At 71.2% G+C, this 20,498-nt stretch carries 11 protein-coding genes; 7 read left to right on the top strand and 4 right to left on the bottom strand.

Going from position 1 to position 20,498, the window contains the following annotated elements:
- The 3 genes from AB0H12_RS39565 to AB0H12_RS39575 form a co-directional block, all read right to left on the bottom strand.
- The coding region (locus tag AB0H12_RS39565) for an RICIN domain-containing protein (RefSeq protein ID WP_499630211.1) at positions 1–743 on the bottom strand (743 nt) is incomplete at its 3' end.
- A gap of 82 nt (positions 744–825) precedes the next feature.
- Positions 826–2,526: a ThuA domain-containing protein gene (locus AB0H12_RS39570; protein ID WP_499630212.1), complete on the bottom strand. Its 1,701-nt coding sequence runs from the start codon at positions 2,524–2,526 to the stop codon at positions 826–828.
- A 111-nt stretch (positions 2,527–2,637) separates the two neighbouring features.
- Positions 2,638–5,457 carry a PQQ-dependent sugar dehydrogenase gene (locus AB0H12_RS39575; protein ID WP_499630214.1) on the bottom strand — a complete coding sequence of 940 codons (2,820 nt, stop codon included), beginning with the start codon at positions 5,455–5,457 and terminating at the stop codon, positions 2,638–2,640.
- 842 nt (positions 5,458–6,299) lie between these two features.
- On the opposite strand from AB0H12_RS39575, the gene AB0H12_RS39580 reads away from it, so the two are divergent.
- The 7 genes from AB0H12_RS39580 (at position 6,300) to AB0H12_RS39610 (ending at position 17,481) form a co-directional block, all read left to right on the top strand.
- Positions 6,300–9,119: a glycosyl hydrolase family 95 catalytic domain-containing protein gene (locus AB0H12_RS39580; protein WP_499630215.1), complete on the top strand. Its 2,820-nt coding sequence runs from the start codon at positions 6,300–6,302 to the stop codon at positions 9,117–9,119.
- A gap of 146 nt (positions 9,120–9,265) precedes the next feature.
- Positions 9,266–10,156, top strand: a complete 891-nt coding sequence (locus tag AB0H12_RS39585) for an amidohydrolase family protein (protein WP_499630299.1) — start codon at positions 9,266–9,268, stop codon at positions 10,154–10,156.
- On the top strand, positions 10,153–10,326 hold the full coding sequence (locus AB0H12_RS39590; protein WP_499630216.1) for a hypothetical protein: 174 nt from the start codon (positions 10,153–10,155) through the stop codon (positions 10,324–10,326). Before AB0H12_RS39585 ends, AB0H12_RS39590 begins: the two co-directional genes overlap by 4 nt.
- A gap of 267 nt (positions 10,327–10,593) precedes the next feature.
- Complete coding sequence (locus AB0H12_RS39595) at positions 10,594–11,367, top strand: FadR/GntR family transcriptional regulator (protein WP_499630218.1); 774 nt, start codon at positions 10,594–10,596, stop codon at positions 11,365–11,367.
- A 463-nt stretch (positions 11,368–11,830) separates the two neighbouring features.
- A complete protein-coding gene (locus AB0H12_RS39600) occupies positions 11,831–15,301 on the top strand; it encodes a ThuA domain-containing protein (protein WP_499630220.1) in 3,471 nt (1,156 codons plus the stop codon).
- Positions 15,302–15,388: 87 nt separating this feature from the next.
- Positions 15,389–16,096, top strand: a complete 708-nt coding sequence (locus tag AB0H12_RS39605) for a hypothetical protein (protein WP_499630222.1) — start codon at positions 15,389–15,391, stop codon at positions 16,094–16,096.
- A gap of 53 nt (positions 16,097–16,149) precedes the next feature.
- Entirely contained in the window at positions 16,150–17,481 is a 1,332-nt protein-coding gene (locus AB0H12_RS39610; RefSeq protein ID WP_499630224.1) for an RICIN domain-containing protein, read from the top strand.
- Positions 17,482–17,660: 179 nt separating this feature from the next.
- On the opposite strand, the gene AB0H12_RS39615 is transcribed toward AB0H12_RS39610, so the two are convergent.
- Complete coding sequence (locus tag AB0H12_RS39615) at positions 17,661–20,489, bottom strand: glycoside hydrolase family 3 C-terminal domain-containing protein (RefSeq protein WP_499630226.1); 2,829 nt, start codon at positions 20,487–20,489, stop codon at positions 17,661–17,663.
- Positions 20,490–20,498 lie beyond the last annotated feature (9 nt).

A 20,498-nucleotide genomic window follows, 5' to 3' on the forward strand; every position in this document is an offset into this window, starting at 1 on the left:
ATCCCGTAGTACGACCACGCCGTCCCGCTGGTGCCGCCCGAGGACACGTCGTTCATCGTGCCGCCACGCCAGTGGAACCCGAAGATCAACCGATACGGACGCGTGTTGTCATAACCATCCGGCACCCGCAGGATGAAGCTGCGGCTCTTCCCGCCGCTCGTGATCGTGTGCGAGCCGCTGCGCAACGTCGGCGCCTTGCCGCAGCCGGTGCCCCCGGGATCTCCGCCGCCCGACACCTTGGCCAACGTCCACTGCTGGTTGTTCCCGCCCGCGTCGGCGTACTGCACGACGTTCCCGCCGTCCGCGGTCGAGGATCCCTGCACCTCCACCGCCTTGTTGCTGTGCCGGGCGATCAACCGCACGTGGCCGCCGTCGGAGTCCGCCAGCCGGAACTGCTGGTTGGTGCCACCGTGGTCGGTCCACTGCTGGATCGCGGCGCCGTCCGCGGTCGACGAGTTCGGCACGTCGAGCACCTTGCCCGAGTGGCGTGACTTGATGCGGTAGTAGCCGCCACCGGAGTCCAGGAACTGCCACTGCTGGTTCGCGCCGTCGTTGCGCGTCCACTGCGTGATGCGCCCACCATCGCTGGTGGACAGGCCGTACACGTCCAGCGCCTTGCCGCTGTTGCGGTTCACCAGCACGTACCACGCGCTCGTGTCGACCGTGGCCGCCGAGGCGGGCAGCGCGGTCACCGCGGTCATCGTGCCGGCCGCGAGGAGCACCGCCGTCACGGCGGCCGTCACCGGTCGCCTGCGTCGTGTCTGTGGGGAAGTCTGTGGGGAAGCGAAGGCTTCACCGCCGGCTTTCATCGAGCACTCCTTCGGTTCACGGCAGGGTCCACCGTTGGTTGGTGCCGCCGTGGCAGCTCCAGATGATCAGCTGGGTGCCGTCCGCGGAACTGCCGCCGTTGGCGTCCAGGCACTTGCCCGACTGCGGGTTCACCAGCGAGCCGTTGGCGCCGGGGGTCCAGTTCTGACCACCGCTGCCGTTGCACGTCCACAGCCGGACCGCGGCGGCGTTGGCCGTGCCCGCCACCTCCATGCACTTGTCCAGCGCGCGCAGGGTGGTCCCGTTGACCGTCCAGCGCTGGTTCACGCCGCTGTTGCACGACCACAACTGCAACCTCGTGCCATCGGCCGTGTTGCCACCGCTGACGTCCACGCACTTGCCGGACGCGCCGGTGATCGGCCCGGTGCGCGGCACCGGAACCACGCCCAGCTCCTTGATGCGGATGTTGCGGAACGACACGTCGTCGCCGGTGCCGTGGTTCTGGATGCCGATGTGCCCGGACGCCAGGGACCGCGCCGGGTCGGTGTTGGTGAAGTCGTTGATCAGCACGCCGTTGAGGAACACCTGGAGGCGTTCGCCCTCGACCAGCAGCTCGTAGGTGTTCCACTCGCCGGGCGGGTTGAGCGCGGCGTCGCGGGCGGCCTGGTCGGCGCCCTTGAACCCGTAGATCGCGCCGGTGGTCTTGTCCGCCGTGTCGGTGGCGTCGATCTGCACCTCGTGGCCGTTGGCGAGGGCCGAGTCCGCGCTGCTGCCCGCCGGGAACCCGAGGACCACGCCGGAGTTGTCGTCCCCGGGCATCCGCCAGTCCAGCTTGAGGGAGTAGGAGCGGAACTCCTTGGCGCTGTACCAGAGCATCCCCATGCCGCCGGACGAGGTCAGCGTGTTGTCGCTGTTGGTGAAGCCGCCCGGGCCGACCTGCGTCCAGCCGGTGGTGGAGCCGTTGTACAGGGTGGTGTAGCCGTTCTCGGGCCGGCAGTCGGCGTCGGCCCGGTTGGCCGTGTAGCGGAGGCCGCCGAGGACCATGGCGCGGAAACCGGCCTCGGCGTAGCTGGCCTGCGTGTGACCGCTGCCGGTGTAGAAGGAACGCCCGGCCTGCACGGTCTTGCACCAGGTGTGGGGGTGGTCGGCGCCCATCGAGCCGCCGCTGTAGGTCGACTCGTCCAGGGTCGCCAGGACCCGGGCCGACGACCGGACGCTGCCACGGAAGTTGTACCACTCGTCGGTCCGCGTCCACGCCGGGCTCAGGTGCGCGGTGGCCGGGTGCGCCCGGTTCTCCACGCGGACCGTCGCCTGCTGGATGGCCGGGTGCGAGGTGAAGTACGTGCCGACCAGCTCGCCGTAGAACGGCCAGTCGTACTCGGTGTCGGACGCCGAGTGGATGCCGACGTACCCGCCGCCGCCCCGGACGTAGGACTCGAACACGCCCTGCTGCGTCGCGTTGAGCACGTCGCCGGTGGTGTTGAGGAACACCACGGTCTCGTACTTGGCCAGGTTGGTGGCGGTGAAGTGGTTCGAGTCCTCGGTGGCGGTCACCGTGAAGCTGTTGGCCGCGCCCAGTTCCCGGATCAGCTGGATGCCGGCCGGGATCGAGTCGTGGCGGAAGCCCGCGGTCTTGGAGAACACCAGGACGTCGTACGGCGCGTCGGCCGCGGCGGCCGGTGGACTGGAGTTGAGCGCGGCGACGGTCAGGGTGGCAGCGGCCACCCCGATCACGCGCCGGGCGAGGGAGTTTCTCATCTCTTAGCCTCCTGGGAGGAGGGCGATGTGGCGTCGCCCCCGTTGTGGGAACGACGCCACATCGCGGTCCTTGCCGGTGTCACCCGGGCAGGGTTCGCCGGGGCAGGGTCGTCAGGGCAGGGTCCATCGCTGGTTGGTGCCGCCGTGGCAGCTCCAGATGATCAACTGCGTGCCGTCCGCGGAACTGCCGCCGTTGGCGTCCAGGCACTTGCCCGACTGCGAGTTCACCAACGAACCGTTGGCGCCCGCGGTCCAGTTCTGACCGGCGCCACCGTTGCAGGTCCACAACCGCACCAGACTGCCGTCGGCGGTGCCGGCCGTCTCCATGCACTTGTCCAACGCGCGCAACGTGGACCCGTTCACGGTCCAGCGCTGGTTCGCACCGCTGTTGCACGTCCACAACTGGATCTTCGCGCCATCGGCCGTGCTGCCGCTGTTGACGTCGACGCACTTGCTCGCGACGCCGACGATCGGCCCGGTCCGCGTGCTCCCCGTCGACGCGCCGAACGTGAACGCGTCCACGTCGAAGAGGGTGCCGGTGCCGCCGGCGAACGTCAGGTACAGCGCGATGGTGCCGGGTGGCACGTTGGACAGGGTGGTGGACACGTCGGTGAAGGTCTCCCACCCGCCGGTCACCGGCACGGTCACGGTGCCGAGCACCGGACCGGTGGGCGAACCGCTCCGCAGCGACAGCGTGCCGCCCGAGCCGGCGGACGACACCCGCGCGGTGAACCTCGTGGTCGTGCCGAGCGCGTACGGCTCGAACGCGATCCAGTCGCCGTTCTGGATGTCGCCGACGGTCCGCCCGCCCTCGGCCGCGGCCTTGTCGTAGAGAGCGGTGCCGGACTGCGTCGAGAAGTGCTCGGCCTGGCGGTGCCGCAGCTGCAGCACGTGCTGCGTGTGCGTGGTCACCGGCGGCTGGCCGTTCGCGCCGGAGTCGGTGTACTCGGCGTCGAACACCGCGAACAGGTTCGCGGCCGTGTCGTGCTCGCCGTCCACCGGGATCTGCAACGTGCCCGAGCAGCCGGTCTGCGTGGTGATCGGGTGCCCGTGGCTGTCGTGGCCGAGCACGTAGCTCAGCTTCACCCGGGTGCAGTCGATCGTGCCGTCCTCCGCGTCCGACGCCGTGATCGTGTACGGCACGGCGTCGCCGAAGCTGAACAGGGAGCCGTTGGCCGGCACGTTCAGCTTCACCACCGGCGCGGTGTTCCCGACCGAGATCGACACGCCGGCACTACCGGAGCGGCCTCCGGTGTCGGTCACCGTGAGCGTCGCCGAGTACTGCCCGTTGGCCGTGTAGGTGTGGGTGGGGTTGGCGGCCGTGGACGTGGCGCCGTCGCCGAAGTTCCACGCGTAGGTCAGTGCGCCGCCCTCGGGGTCCGAGGAGCCGGCCGACGAGAAGTTCACCGTCAGCGGCGCGCTGCCGGAGACGGGGTTCGCGCCGGCCCGTGCGGTCGGCGCCTTGTTCCCGGCCGGGTTGTACTCGATGCGGTAGAGGGCGGAGCTGGCGTCACCGCTGCCCCAGCCGGTGCCGTAGTCCAGCACGTAGAGCGCGCCGTCCGGGCCGAAGGTGGCGTCCATGACCTGCGTGCCGCGCCAGGGGAAGTCGCTGACCTGCCCGGCCGACCCGTCGGCGTTGACGTCGATGGTCTTGATCCAGCGCCGGCCGAACTCGGTGGCGAACACGTGCCCGTCCAGCGCGGGCGGGAACTTGATCGAGGACGGGTTGGCCGCGTCGTACCGGTACACCGGAGCGGCCATCGGCGACTCCGAGCCGCAGCCGAACGCGGAGAAGGAGCAGTTGTCGTACTTGATCCACGCGGAGCGCGCCGCGGGCAGCGTGCCCAACCCGGTGTTGCGCGGCGAGTTGTTGGCCGGCGCGGCGCAGTTGAACCGGCCGCCGGACTGCCCGGTAGCGAAGTTGTAGTCGACGTACGCCTCGGACGTGGTGTTCGAGCCGACGCAGTAGGGCCAACCGTAGTTGCCCGCCGAGGTGATCCGGTTGAACTCCACCATGCCGGCGGGTCCGCGCGTGTTGCTGCTCGTGCCCGCGTCCGGCCCGTACTCGCCGACGTAGATCGCGCCGGTCGCCTTGTCCACGTTGAAGCGGAACGGGTTGCGCAGGCCCATCGCGTAGATCTCGGGCCGGGTGTTGGCGGTGCCGGGCGCGAACAGGTTGCCAGCCGGGATCGAGTACGACCCGTTGGCGTTCACCTTGATCCGCAGCACCTTGCCGCGCAGGTCGTTCGTGTTGCCGGCGCTGCGCTGCGCGTCGTAGACCGGGTTGCGGTTGGTCCGCTCGTCGATCGGGGTGTAGCCGCTGGAGTCGAACGGGTTCGAGTCGTCCCCGGTGGACAGGTACAGGTTGCCCGCCGCGTCGAAGTCGATGTCGCCGCCGACGTGGCAGCAGTTGCCCCGGTCGGTGGCGACCTCCAGCACGGTGATCTGGCTGGCCATGTTCAGGGTGAAGTCGGCGTTCAAGGTGAACCGGGCCAGCCGGTTGACCCCCTTCCACGCCGAGAAGTCCGACCCGGTGGCCGGCGCGTCACCGCCCGGGGTGGACAGCGGCGGCGCGTAGAACAGGTAGATGAACCGGTTGGTGGCGAAGCCGGGGTCCACCCCGATGCCCTGCATGCCTTCCTCGTCGTGCGTGTAGACCGGCACCGTGCCGATCACGCTGGTGACGCCCGCGGCCGTGGTGCGGCGCACCGTCCCGTTGCGGGCGGTGTGCAGCACCGAGCGGTCCGGCAGCACGGCGAGCGTCATCGGCTCACCCACTTCACCGACCCCTCGGGCCAGCTCGACCTGCTGGAAGTCGGCCGCGTTGACCGGGTGCGCGGCGGCCGGTGGCGAGGAGCCGACCGCTGTCGCCACCACACCGGCGGCCACCAGGAGTGCCGCGGTCAACGCCGCTCTGACTCGGTATCTCATGGCAGGCTCACACCCTTTGATCTCGGCTGACGGGGACTTCGACACGGCCGGTGGGCGAGGCGGCGACGCACACCGGGGGGCGCTTCGGCGGTCGGCGGGATCGAGCGCGTCCCGGTGACCGGAGTGGTTAGGGAGCGCTCCCAGTCGAAGCCAGGGGGAAATGCGCGGTTCGAACCGACTCGAACCGGAGCGGAGGCTAAGTGCTAATAATCGGCTAAAGCAACGACTTCACCGGTCGCCCGCCGGACACCGGGGCCACCCGCGTTGCCAAGTCCTCAATGGACGCAAAGTTCGAGTGGGGCTCGACCGGCCGTGCGGCGCGGATCGGGCGGACGCGCCGGTCGGAACACGGCACTCGGTCCAGCTCGACGTGTTCGTCGCATCGAAGAGCCCCCTCGTCATCGTCGACGGGCGCGGCCGGGCTACCCACCTCGTCGCCGCGGGTCTCTCCGAGCCTTCCCGCACCGTAGCCACCTACGACTCGGGGCGTCAACGTTCCGCCTTGCTAAAATTGTTAGCGCTAACGCCTTGAGCGGAACGGTGCGACACGCGCTTTTCAGTTGTCGAACGATCATCGGACGAATGCGCATTCGCTCACGCACCTCAGCGAAGTAGCGCGTGTTATCGCTAACATCGGCCGCCCGTCAAGCATTGACGGCACCGTTCGCCGATGGCTACGTTGCCCGGAGGGCTCCGGTTGAGCCGTGGGCGTTGCGACGCCATTCGGCGGCCCACCAGCCACTGAGGACAGTCGTGTCCCCCGATACCGTTCCACCACCGTCCGCTTTGGAGGGTCCAGCATGTCGGATTTGCCACGTAGGCGACTGATGCAACTCGGTGCGGTGAGCGCCGGGGCCGTGCTGGCGCCCGGCGGTTGGACGGCGGCGGCCCGCGCCGACTCGGCCGCGCCGCCCGAAGTGCGCGCGGTCAACGACCTGGCGTTGTGGTACGACCGGCAGGCCGGCACGGAATGGCTCCGCGCGCTGCCGATCGGCAACGGCCGCCTCGGCGCGATGGTCTTCGGCAACGCCGACACGGAGCGGTTGCAGCTCAACGAGGACACGGTGTGGGCAGGCGGTCCCCACGACTACACCAACACGCGAGGCGCGGCCGCCCTGGCGGAGATCAGACGCCTGGTGTTCGCGAACCAGTGGTCGCAGGCGCAGACCCTCATCGACCAGGCGATGCTGGGCAACCCGGCCGGGCAGCTCGCCTACCAGACCGTCGGCGACCTCCGGCTCGCCTTCCCCAGTCCGGGCACGGTGTCCGGCTACCAGCGCTGGCTCGACCTGACCAACGCCACGACGGTGGTGACCTACACGGCGAACAACGTGCGGTACCGGCGCGAGGTGATCGCCAGCGCGCCGGACCAGGTGATCGCCATGCGCCTGACGGCCGAGACGCCCGGGTCGATCTCGTTCACCGCCACGTTCAGCACGCCGCAGCGGGGGACGATGTCGAGTCCCGACGGCACGACGATCGGGTTGGACGGCCGCTCCGGCGACCAGCGCGGCATCGCCGGGTCGGTCAAGTTCCTCGTGCTGGCCAAGGCCGTCGCCGAGGGCGGGAGCACCAGCAGCTCCGGCGGCACGCTCCGGGTGACCAACGCCAACAGCGTCACCCTGTTGATCTCGATCGGCACCAGCTACGTCGACTACCGGAACGTGGCGGGCGACTACCAGGGCATCGCGCGCGGGCGCCTCAGCGGCGCGCAGGGCACCGCGTACGACGTGCTGCGCAGCCGGCACGTGGCCGACTACCAGCGGCTGTTCGGGCGCGTCACCATCGACCTCGGTCGCACCGCGGCGGCGGACCAGCCGACCGACGTCCGGATCACCCAGCACAACACCACGACCGACCCGCAGTTCTCCGCCCTGCTCTTCCAGTACGGCCGGTACCTGCTGATCTCGTCGTCGCGGCCGGGCACCCAGCCCGCGAACCTGCAAGGCATCTGGAACGACCAGCTGACCCCGTCGTGGGACTCGAAGTACACCATCAACGCCAACCTGCCGATGAACTACTGGCCGACCGACACGACCAACCTCGCCGAGTGCTACGAGCCGGTGTTCCGGATGATCAACGACCTCACCGTGACCGGCGCCCGCACCGCGCGTGCCCAGTACAACGCCGGCGGCTGGGTCACCCACCACAACACCGACGGGTGGCGGGGCTCCTCGGTCGTGGACGGCGCGATGTGGGGCATGTGGCAGACCGGCGGCGCGTGGCTGGCCACCATGATCTGGGACCACTACCTGTTCACCGGCGACGTCGAGTTCCTGCGGTCCTACTACCCCGCGATGAAGGGCGCCGCCCAGTTCTTCCTCGACACCCTGGTGGAGGAACCGACGCTGAAGTGGCTGGTCACCAACCCGTCGAACTCCCCGGAACTGCCACACCACGCGAACGCCAGCGTCGCCGCGGGTCCCACGATGGACATGCAGATCCTGCGCGACCTGTTCGAAGGCTGCGCCCGCGCCTCGGAGGTGCTCGGCGTGGACGCCGACTTCCGCACGCGGGTCCGCGCGACGGCTCAACGGCTCGCCCCGATGCGGGTCGGCTCGCGCGGGAACATCATGGAGTGGCTCTACGACTGGGTGGAGCCCGAGACGAACCACCGGCACGTCTCGCACCTGTACGGCCTGCACCCGAGCAACCAGATCACCAAGCGCGGCACGCCCCAGCTGTTCGAGGCCGCCCGCCGGACCCTCCAGCTGCGCGGCGACGACGGCACCGGGTGGTCACTGGCCTGGAAGATCAACTACTGGGCGCGGATGGAGGAGGGCGGCCGGGCGCACGACCTGATCCGCTACCTGGTGACGCCGGCGAGGCTCGCGCCCAACATGTTCGACCTGCACCCGCCGTTCCAGATCGACGGCAACTTCGGCGCGACCTCCGGCATCGCCGAGATGCTGCTGCACAGCCACAACGGCGAGCTGCACGTGCTGCCCGCACTGCCGCCGGCGTGGTCGGCGGGCAGCGTGACGGGCCTGCGCGGGCGCGGCGGGCACACGGTCGGGGCGACCTGGAGCAGCACCGCGATCACCCTCTCCGTCACGCCGGACCGCGACGGCAAGGTCCGGATCCGCAACCGGGTGTTCACCGGCACGTTCGAGCTGAGCGACACGACGAGCGGCGCGGTCGTGCAGCCGACCAAGCCGGAGGCGGACGTCGTCGAGTTCCCCGGCCAGGCCGGGCACACGTACCGCGTGACCGGGCAGGGCGGCGGGGCGGTCGTCATCCAGCCGGGGGTGTACTACCGGCTCGTCGCGCGGCACAGCGGCAAGCTCGCCGACATCAGCGGCGTGTCCACCGCCGCCGGCGCCCTGCTGCAGCAGTGGTCGTCGACCGGCGGGCTGAACCAGCAGTTCGACTTCGTCGACTCGGGCGGCGGCTACTACCGCGTCCGGGCCCGGCACAGCGGGCTGGTGCTCCAGGTCGCGAGCTCGAGCACCGGCGCCGACATCACCCAGCGCGCCGACACCAACGCCACCAGCCAGCAGTGGCGCGTGATCGACCAGGGCGGCGGTGTCATCAGCCTGGTCAACCGCCTCAGCAACCTGGCCATGGACGTGTGGAGCGCGTCGACCACCGACGGCGCACGCATCTCGCAGTGGACCCCCGGCGGGGGCGACAACCAGCGCTTCCTGCTCCAGCGCGCCTGACGTCGCCGTCCCCGCGGCACGGCCGCCATCGTTCCGGGTGGCGGCTGTGCCGGGGTCCAGGCGCCGTGGGCCCCTAGCCGCAACGCCGTCACGCCGCTGGACCGCGGCGCGGCCGACGACCTGCCGACCGAGGTGGAGACGACGTGATCCGGATCGACGCGCACCACCACGTCTGGCGGCTCCCGGCGGAGACGCCGGCGCCCACGGGGCCGAGCCGTCGTGCCCACGACTGGCTGAACGACGCGGGCCTCGCCCCGATCCGGCGCGACTTCACCCTCGACGACCTGTCGTCCGTCGCCGCGGTGTCGGAGATCGACCGGACGGTCCTGGTCCAGGTCGTCCCGGAGGTCGAGGAGACCGCCGACTTCCTGTCCCTGTCGGCCGACGAGGGCAAGGGCCTGGTGGCGGGCGTCGTCGGGTGGGTCGACCTCACCGACCCCGGCATCGGCGACGTGCTCGCCGGTCTGCGCGCCGGTCCCGGCGGCGACCTGCTCGTCGGCGTGCGGCACCTGGTGCAAGGCGAGTCGGACCCGCGGTGGCTGACCCGGCCCGACGTCCGGCGCGGACTGCGCGCGGTCGCGGAGGCGGGGCTCGCCTACGACCTGCTCACCCTCGTGCACCAGTTGCCGGTGGCGATCGAGACCGTGCGCGCGCTGCCCGGGGCGACGTTCGTGCTGGACCACCTGTCGAAGCCCCCGATCGCCTCCGGCGACCGCGAACCGTGGGAGTCCCACCTCCGCGAGCTCGCCGCCGAGCCGAACGTCACCTGCAAGTTGTCGGGCATGGTCACCGAGGCCGACCCGGTCGCGTGGACCGTGGCGGACCTGCGTCCCTACGCGGACGTGGCGCTGGACGCGTTCGGCCCGTCGCGGGTGATGTTCGGCTCCGACTGGCCGGTCTGCCTGCTCGCGGGCTCCTACGAGGAGGTCGTCGCGGCGGCCGAGGGGCTGACCGCCGGTCTCACCGCCGCCGAGCGCGACGAGGTGTTCGGCGGCACGGCCACGCGCGTCTACGGGCTCTCGGCGGAACGGCTGTGAAGGTGCGCGCCTGGCGGACCACCGCCCGCGACCACGATCGCCACGGGCCGCGGCGCCTGGCGGACCGGCCGAACGTGGCCGCGGGCGACGCGCTCGGCGAAGGAGGTGTGGAGCGGGCGTCCACCGCACCGGTGCCCGAGCAGGTCCCGATCGCGGCGTGCGGCGGGTGACTCCGCGATCCACCGGACCGACGTGAGCCTGGTCGGCGAACCCCGACGACCACGACCGCCCGGACAGCGCCGCGGGGGTAAATAAGCATGCTTATTTATGACCCGGTGCCCGCATATCGTTAGCGCCGAGTACGATCCGCACCTGACGTGCACGAGCCAGGCACCGCGACGCGCGCTCGACGGTGGCCGCCCTACCCGGATGTAGGCTGGGCGGACAGCGGGTGGGCCGGTCATACCCTTCTGGCGACCCGTCACTAAGGAGCGGCGTTGACCGATGGCGCACTTGTGCCGGACGACCCGACCGGACAACCGGACACCACCCCGGCGCCCGGTCCGTACCGGCCGGGCTACGAGCTCGTCGCGGAGCAGATCCTCCAGCTGATCGCCGAGCTGGAGCTGCGGCCGGGCGACCGGATGCCGACCGAGAACGAGCTGGCCGCGCGGATGGGCACCAGCCGGACCGTCGTGCGGGAAGCCGTCAAGATCCTCTCCGCGATCGGGCGGGTGCGGGCGCACAAGGGCCGCGGGCTCTACGTGGCCGACGACGAGGGCATGCTCGGCTCCTCGCGGTGGGGCGGGTTCTTCCTGCCGACCAACCTCGACCACGTCTACATGCTCTTCGAGTTCCGCCGGGTGCAGGAGACCGCGGCCAGCCGACTGGCCGCGACCCACGCCACCCCGGCCGAGCTGCGCGCCATCGCCGCCGCCGCGGGCACCTGCCGCGAGGGCCACCTGACCGACCAGCCCGCGCTGTTCGAACGCGGCGACGAGGACTTCCACCTCGCGGTCGCCTCGGCGTCCCACAACCAGTTCCTCGCCGCCGCCGTGCGCGAAGCCCGCCGCCTGCAACGCCAGTCCAGCACCATCGGGCTGCACGGCTCCGTCGGCGGGCACGCGGCCGAGGCGGTCGAGGAGCACCTCGCGATCTACCAGGCGATCCGCGACGGCGACCCCGAAGCCGCCGCGGCAGCCGCCGGCGTCCACATCGACAACACCCTGCAGGACTACCGCCGCGAGATCCAGCGCCGCCTCTTCGGCTGACACCGCGGGCCCCGACCGACCACGCGACACCCCTCGTCCCGCGACGGTGGGGTGCGCTGGGCGTGGGCCGGCACCTGGACTCGTTCGGCGAATGTGTGCTACAAATCGCGGCGGACCTACGCGCGTACATGTATGACATCCAGCACCCGGGCAACGACGCACCGAGGGAGCGATCATGTCTGCTCGTCGATGGGCTCGATCATCGCCGCCGGTGAGCGCGGACGAGTCCGCCTCACCTCCTGAAGCGCCCTGAGCCCACCGCGGTCGACAGCCCGTGGTGTTCCAGCCGACTCCGGATCCGAGCCGGCGCGGTGCCGTGCACCGCGCCGGCCAGACCCTCGTGCCGCCGCACGCGCACGCAGTCCACCGGTTCCGGTGACCGCCACCGGACGCCGTCGTCCTTCCCGCACTCCGCCGCCGCGTAATCCCGTCAGTCGCCTTCGAGTGCCCCAGAGGAGTGGCCATGCGACACAGATTCGCGCGCCTGCTGTCGATAGCAGGTTGCGCGGTGGTGATGTTGGGGCTGGCTGCAGCGCCGGCGCCCGCGCACCCCGAAGGGTTCCACGTCCTGCTGTTCAGCAAGACCGCCGCCGGGGCCTACCGACACGACTCGATCCCGGCCGGCATCACGATGTTCGAGCAGCTGGCCGCCCAGAACGAGTGGGAGCTGACCAAGAGCGAGGACTCGTCGATCTTCAACGACGCCGCCCTCGCCACCTTCGACGTGGTGGTCATGCTCCAGACCTCCGGCATGGTGTGGGACAACGACGCGCAGCGCGCCGCGGCGCAGAGGTACATGCGCGCCGGCGGCGGCTTCGCCGCGATCCACAACGCGACGGACATGAACATCGAGCAGCAGTTCCCCTGGTGGGACCAGATGCTCGGCATGACGATGACCGCGCACTCGGCCACCGTCTCCGGCACCGCCAAGGTCGCCGACCGCAAGCACCCGTCCGGGGCCGCGTTACCGGACCGGTGGACGCGCACCGAGGAGTGGTACAACTTCAACCGCTCCGCGCGCGGCAACGCGCACGTGCTGGTGACCGCCGACGAGACGACGTACGACCCGGGCTCGAGCCGGATGGGGTACGACCACCCGATCTCGTGGTGCCGCAACTACGAGGGCGGCCGGCTGTGGGCCACCGCCATGGGTCACCAGGCGTCCAGCTACTCCGAGCCGCTGTTCCGCGAGCACGTCAAGGGCGGCGTGGAGTCGGCGGGCGGCAAGGTGCAGGCCGACTGCGGTCCCACCGTGTGGAGCAGCTTCGAGAAGGTGGCGCTGGACGACAACACCGTCGGCCCGGCGGCGCTGGACGTCGCCAAGGACGGCCGCGTGTTCTACGCGGAGTACGGCGGCAGGGTGAAGGTCTACAAGCCGGACACCCGCACCACCGTCACGGCGGCGACCCTGAGCGTCTACACCGGCGGTGAGGACGGCCTGACCGGGCTCGCGCTCGACCCGAACTTCGCCACCACCAAGTGGATCTACCTGATGTACTCCCCCGCAGGCGGCGGCGAGGACATCGCCAGGGTCTCGCGGTTCACCGTGAACGGCGACGCGCTGGACCTGGCCAGCGAGCGGATCCTGATGAAGGTGCCGTCGTCGCGGCAGGCGCCGGAACCGGGCCACACCGGCGGCTACATCGCGTTCGGCCCGGGCGGCAACCTCTACATCGGCACCGGCGACGACGTCCAGCCGCACCGCTCCGACGGCTACGCGCCGATCGACGAGCGGCCGGGCTGGGCGAGCAACGACGTCCAGGCCACCTCGGCGAACACCAACGACCTGCGGGGCAAGATCCTGCGCATCCACCCGGAGACCAACGGGACCTACACCATCCCGTCCGGCAACATGTTCGCGCCGGGCACGGCCAGGACGAAGCCCGAGATCTACGCGATGGGCTTCCGCAACCCGTTCCGGTTCTCGGTGCACCCGACGTCGGGCGCGATCTACGCCGCCGACTACGGCCCGGACGCCGCCAACGACAACCCCAACCGCGGGCCCGGCGGGACCGTCGAGTGGAACGTCATCACGTCGCCCGGCTTCTACGGCTGGCCGTACTGCATCGGCGACAACATCCCGTTCAACGACTACAACTTCGCCACGGGCCAGTCGGGCGCCAAGTTCAACTGCGACCAGCCGGTGAACAACTCGCCCAACAACACCGGCCTGACCACGCTCCCGGCCGCGCGCAAGGCCGAGGTCTGGTACGGCAACGGCGCGAACGGCAACAAGTTCCCGGAGATGGGCAGCCCCTCGGGCGGCGAGGCGCCGGGCGCGTTCCCGATCTACCAGTACGACGCGAACAACCCGTCGCCCACCAAGTTCCCGGCCTACTTCGACCAGACGCCGTTCTTCGGCGAGTGGTCGCGCAACCGGATGTGGGAGTTCCGGGTCGGCCAGGACGGGAAGCTGTTGAAGATCAACGACTTCCTGTCGAACCTGAGCTTCAAGTCGCCGCTGGACATGAAGTTCGGCCCGGACGGGGCGATGTACCTGCTCGAATGGGGTTCCGGCTACGGTCGGGACAACCCCGACTCCGGGCTCTACCGCATCGACTACAAGAGCGGCGACCGCAGCCCGGTCGCGACCGCGACGGCGACGCCCACATCCGGTCCTTCACCCCTGACGGTGCGGTTCTCCAGCGCCGGCTCCGGTGACCCGGAAGGCGGCCCGGTGACCTACCGGTGGGAGTTCGGCGACGGCGGCACGTCCACCGAGGCCAACCCCACGCACACCTACACCGCCAGGGGCCAGTTCAACGCCAAGCTCACCGTCACCGACGTCGGCGGGAAGTCCGGCGTGGGCAGCGTGGTCGTGACGTCGGGCAACACCGCGCCGACGGTCAACCTGAGCATCCCGGACGGCGGCATGTTCGGCTGGGGCGACTCGATCCCGTACACGGTCACGGTCACCGACCCCGAGGACGGCACGATCGACTGCGGCAAGGTGACCACGACCCCGGCGCTGGGCCACGACCAGCACGGGCACGACCTCTCGCCGATCCCCGGCTGCACGGGCACGTTGAAGGCGGAGACCGACAGCGCGCACGCCAACCTGAACTCGTTCTGGGTGGCGGCGAGCAGGTACACCGACAACGGCTCGACCGGCGTGCCCGCGCTGGAAGGCAGCCGGAAGGTCCTGCTGCAGCCCAAGCGCAAGCAGGCCGAGTACTTCACCGGCTCCTCCGGCGTCAGGGTCGTGTCGCAGGCCGCGGCCGAGTCCGGCGCACGGGTCGGCGACATCGCCACCGGTGACTGGATCTCCTTCACGCCGTACAACTTCAGCGGCATCAACCAGGTGTCCGTCCGGCTGTCGTCGCCGAGCGGTGGCGGCTCGGTCGAGTTCCGCGCCGGTTCGCCGACGGGGGCGCTGATCGCCACGGTCCCGGTCCCGAGCACCGGCGGCTGGGACAACTACGTGAGCACGCCCGCCGTGAACGTCACCAACCCCGGTGGCACCACGGAGCTGTTCATGGTGTTCAGGACCGGCACGAGCTCCTTCGACGTCGACTCGATGACGTTCACCGGCAACGGCGTCGGCACGCCGGGCACCGGCGGCGGGACGGGCCGCATCGTCGGCGTCGGCGGCAAGTGCGTCGACGTCAACGGCAGCAGCACCGCCGACGGCGCCAAGGTCCAGCTGTGGACCTGCAACGACGGCGCCAACCAGACGTGGACGCGCACCGGGCAGACGCTCCGGGCCCTGGGCAAGTGCCTCACCGTCAACGGCGGCAGCACCGCCGACGGCGCCCAGGTGCAGCTGTGGAGCTGCAACGGTTCGGCGTCCCAGAACTGGTCGCCGCAGTCCGACGGCTCGCTCCGCAACGGCGCCAAGTGCCTGGACGCCAACGGCGGCAGCTCCGCCGACGGGACGCAGCTGATCATCTGGACCTGCAACGGCGGCGCCAACCAGCGGTGGACGCTGCCCTGAGCGGGCGGCCCGCGGTCCCGGCACGCGCCGGGGCCGCGGGCCCTTCGCCGCGAGGTTCCTTCGCACCGCACGGCAAGGAGGACTGTCATGGGCAGGACCACGTCGGTGGGGCGGGCACGGCCGGGGAAGTCACTCCGCCACGCCGCCGGGCCGCGATCACCGCGCTCCCTGTGGGGCTCGGCGACGGCCCTGGTCACCACGTTCGCGCTCGGGTTCGCCGTCGCGTTCGTGACGGGCTCGTGGACGTCCGGTCCGGACGCGACGGAGCGCCGGATCGCCGAGTTGAAGCAGGCCGAGGCGCAGCGTGACGTCGAGCAGGTCGGCACGTTGATCGAGCTCGCCAAAGGCGGCCGGGAACGCCTGACACCGGTGTTGGAGGCGATGGCGAAGGCGTCTCCCCCGCCGGGTGCCGGGTCGCCGGCCGCACCCACGACCGACGACGTGCGCGGCTGGCGCGACGTCGTGTCCGCGGAGGTGCGGCGGTACGCCGAGACACCGTCCGCGGGCAACGGCGTGAACGTCGCCCGCACCGGGATGCGCACCGCCGTCGAACAACTCGCCGCCGCGGTCGACGGTTTCGCCGCCGCCGCCACCGCTCCCGAACCGCTGGCGGGCGACCTGCTGACCCTGGCCGGCGCGCAGCGCACGTTGGCACTGCGCACCTGGTCGGTGGCCGCGCTCCAACTGGACGTGATCAGCATCGACGCCGGCAAGGGCCACGTGCACGTGTACCTGCCGTCCGGGCCGGACTCCGGCGCGATCGCGGCCGACACGACGCCGGAGGGCAGCGGGTGACCGCCGACCCACCCCATCCGCAAGCCACACCCACACAGAACGGAAGCACACCCGTGTCAAAGGACAACCGCTTTCACCGGCGCTGGACGCTGTTCGGCGCCGCCGCCGCGCTGCTCTTCGCGGGCGCCGAAGTCGCCGGCGCCGAGCCCGCGCCCGCGGCCCCCGTCGCGTCGGACACCGTCACCACCGCCGCCGCGACCCCGGGCTGCGGCAAGGCGCCGACCCTGCGCAGCGGCACGCACACCATCCAGACCGGTGGCAAGACCCGCAGCTTCATCCTGAGCATCCCCGACAACTACAACAACACCTACCAGCACCGGTTGGTCTTCGGCTTCCACTGGTTGGGCGGCACCATGAACCAGGTCGCCGGCGGCGGGAGCGACGGGGCCGTCTACGCCCACTACGGACTGAAGCAGCTGTCGAACAACACTGCGATCTTCGTCGCGCCCCAGGGCCTCAACAACGGCTGGGGCAACTCCGGCGGCGAGGACGTCAACTTCGTCGACGCCATGATCAAGCGGATCGAGGACGACCTCTGCGTCGACACCACGCAGCGCTTCTCGCTCGGCTTCAGCTACGGCGGCGCGATGAGCATCTCGCTCGCGTGCTCCCGGCCGACGGTGTTCCGCGCCATCGCCGCCATCGCCTCACCCGGTGAGATCAGCGGCTGCTCGGGCGGCACCGCACCCGTCGCCTACATGGGCATCCACGGCATCTCGGACAACATCGGCAGCGGACGCGCCCAGCGCGACAGGTGGGTCCGCAACAACGGCTGCACGACCCAGAACCCGCCGGAGCCGTCCCGGGGCAGCAACACGCACATCAGCACCGCCTACTCGGGGTGCCGGACCGGGTACCCGGTCGTCTGGGCCCCGTTCGACGGTGGCCACCAGCAGGGACCGGTGGACGGGTGCGCGGGCTGCGAGTCCGGTGCCAGGAGCTGGGTCAAGGGCGAGGTGTGGAAGTTCTTCACCGGTGAGCAGGGCCCCGGCCCGGGCCCGGACCCGACCACGTTCCGGTTGCGCGGCGAGGCCAGCAGCCGGTGCCTGGACGTCAACGGCGCGAACTCGGCCAACGGCACGCAGATGATCATCTGGGACTGCAACAGCGGCGCCAACCAGCAGTTCACCGTGAACGGGAAGGCCCTGCAGGTGATGGGCAAGTGCCTGGACATGCCGAGTAACGCCGCCGCGGGCACCCGGGTGCGGATCTGGGACTGCACCAGCGGCGCCAACCAGCAGTGGAACCTCAACACCAACGGCACGATCAGCAACGCGCAGAACGGGCTGTGCCTCGACGTCAACGGCGCCGCCACCGCCAATGGCTCCGCGGTGATCGTGTGGAACTGCCACACCGGCGCGAACCAGCGCTGGGCCCGGGCCTAGCAGTGGTCGAGGGGCGGCCGGCGAACCGACGGCCGCCCCTCACCCGAGCCCGAACCCGACCGAGTGGAACGACAAGGCGGCCTGGCACGGGTCGAGGCGGCCCGCGAAGGTGCGGGCCGCCTCGACCCGTCGGTCGGGTACCGCCGTGGGAGCTCCTCGGCCGGCCGCCGTGGGGTGCGCTAGGAGGTGAGGCGGAACGCGGCGAGGCGGAAGTCGCCGTGCAGGGTCAGCCGCAGGTCGTGCACCCCGTCCGACCGCCCCTCGAACCGCGCGGTGGCGGTCGTCCACGTGTAGCGGTCGCCCGTCACCGGCACGTCCACCACGCCGAGCGACCGGTCGGCCAGGTGGAACTCCAGCCGCGCCTGCCCCGGACCACCCACTCGCGCCACCTCGACCTCGACGCCGACAGCGCCGGTCAGGTCCGCGGCCCGGAACAGCAGCGTCGCGGGCGCCGTCGGGTCCGCCGGGGCGACCGCGTCACCGGTCACCCGGGTCGCGTCGACGAGCACGATTTCCGAGTAGTCGTCGAAGTCGACGGCGCGGGTGTTCCGGTCCACGACCGCGCGCGGCATCGGGTCTTCGCCGGTGACGGTGAACCGCGCGGTGAGGACGTGGTCCTCGGCCGAACGGGCGACGACGATCTCGTAGTCGCCCGGGTCGACCGCGAACGCACCGCGTTCGACGTCCCAGTGCGCGAACCGGTCGACGGGCAGCCGGAAGGTCAGCACCTCGCGGTCCCCCGCGCCGACGCGGACCTTGCGGAAGTCGACGAGGCGCAGCCGGGGCGCGTCGTAGCGGGCGGCCACCGCGCGCGCGTAGACCTGGACCACCTCGCTGCCGGACCGCGCACCTGTGTTCGCCACCGTCACCGAGAGGCCGAGCGACCCGTCCTGCGGCACCACCTCCGACGACAACCGCAGGTCGCGGTAGGCGAAGTCGGTGTAGGACAGGCCGTGGCCGAACGGGTACAGCGGCGCGGTCCGGTGGTACTGGTAGGTCCACCCCGCCTTGATGACGTCGTAGTCGAGCGGGTGGGGCAGCTCGTCGTCGCCCCGGTACCAGGTCTGCGGCAGCCTGCCGGCGGGCTCGGCGTCACCGAGCAGCACGGCGGCGAGCGCGTGGCCTGTCTCCTGCCCGCCGTGGGACGTCCACACCACGGCGGGCAGGTGCTCGTCGGCCCAGTCGACGGCGTAGGGGTAGCTGCTCATCACCACCAGGACGGTGGCCGGCCGGACCTCGGCGACGGCGCGGAGCAGCGCCGCCTGCGTCCCGGGCAGCGCGGTGCCGGTGCGGTCCTGGGTCTCGCGGCCGTTGATGAGCGGGTGGTTGCCGAGGACGACGACCGCGACATCGGCGGCCGCCGCGGCGGCGCGGGCTTCCTCCGCGCCGTCGCGCACCAGCTCACGCGACCAGCGCTCGGCGGTCTCGGGCGTCTCGGCCGTGACGGCCACCCGGCCGTCTGCCTGGTCGATCGCGGCGTAGCGGCCGGTGAGGACGTTGCGCACGAGCACCGCGTCGCCGTCGTCCGCGACGGGCTCCAGCACGAACGTCTCGTGCACGTCCCAGCTCTTGACGCGTTCTTCCTCGATGACCAGGGAGCCGTACTTGGCGCCGAGGTGCCGACCGGTGTCGGCGGACCGCAGCGTCACCACGTCGTCACCCCACTCCGTGACGTCGAAGGCGGTGTCGCCCAGCAGTTGGCCGGTGGTGCGGGAACGCAGCGCGATGCGGTCGTCACCCGACACCCGCATCACCTCGCCGACCGCCTCCTGGAGACCGGCGGCGACGGTGACCTGGTACGGCATCGTGCCGCTGTACCAGTCCTCGTGCAGCACGTCGGACAGCGGGCCGATGACCGCCACGCGGGGCGCCGCGGCCTTGTCGAGCGGCAGAAGGCCGTCGTTCTTCAGCAGCACCACGGACTCGGTGGCCGCCCGCGCGGCGAGCACCCGGTGGTCCGGGTGGTCGATCACGTCGGGACCGATCGCCGCGTACGGGTCGAGGTCCGGGTCGAACTCACCGAGGCGGAACCGCAGCGCCAGCTGCCGGCGCACGGCCCGGTCGATGTCGGCCTCGTCGATCAGGCCGCGGTCCAGCGCCTCGCGCAGCCGTCCGACCGGTGTGCCGCTGTCGGTGCCGTGGTCGGTGAAGCTGTCGATGCCCGCCTTGAGGGCGGCGGCGTGGGACTCCGCGTGGTCGTCGAAGTAGTGCTCCAGGTCGACCAGGTTGGACGGCGCCTCCGCGTCGCTGACCACGAACAGCTCGTGCCCGGTCGGCTCGGCCCAGCGGCGCAGCTCGTCCTCGATCAACGGGCTGACGTGGCACGGACGGCCGTTGACCAGGTTGTAGGCGGCCATGGCGCCGGTCGCCGCGCCGGACTCCACCACGGGCCGGAACGCCGCCAGGTCGTACTCGTGCAGCACACGGGGACGCACACCGGAGGAGGTGGTGCAGCGGTCGTCCTCGTTGTTGTAGGCCAGGAAGTGCTTGAGCACGGGCGCCGCGCGCAGGAACCGCGGGTCGTCCCCCGCCATGCCGCGGCAGAACGCCTCCGCGATCCGCGCGGTGTGCACCGGGTCCTCGGAGTAGCCCTCCTCGTTGCGCCCCCAGCGCGGGTCGCGCAGCAGGTTCACCACCGGCGCCCACGCCTGCAGGCTCGTCGGGGCGTCGCCGTCGGCGGGTGGGCGGTGCCGGTGGAACGCGCGCAGTTCGATCGAGGTCGCCTCCGCCACGCGGCGCACCAGGTCCTCGTCCCAGGTGGCGCCCAGGCCCACTGCCTGCGGGAACGCCGTGGCGACGCCGAGCCACGACACACCGTGCAACGCCTCGGAGCCGGTGCGGAAGGGGCCGAGGCCCAGCCGCGGCACGCCCGGTGCGTGCTGGTGCAGCATCGCGATCCGCTCGTCGAGCGTCAGCCGGTCGAGCAGGTCATCGACGCGCTTGCGCACGTCCAGCTCGGAGTCGTGGAACGGCAGCCGCTCGGTGGCGGACAGGGATGAGGAACTCACGCGGCACAA

It is taken from the genome of Actinosynnema sp. NPDC023794 (assembly GCF_040639675.1).
GTDB lineage: Bacteria > Actinomycetota > Actinomycetes > Mycobacteriales > Pseudonocardiaceae > Actinosynnema > Actinosynnema luteola.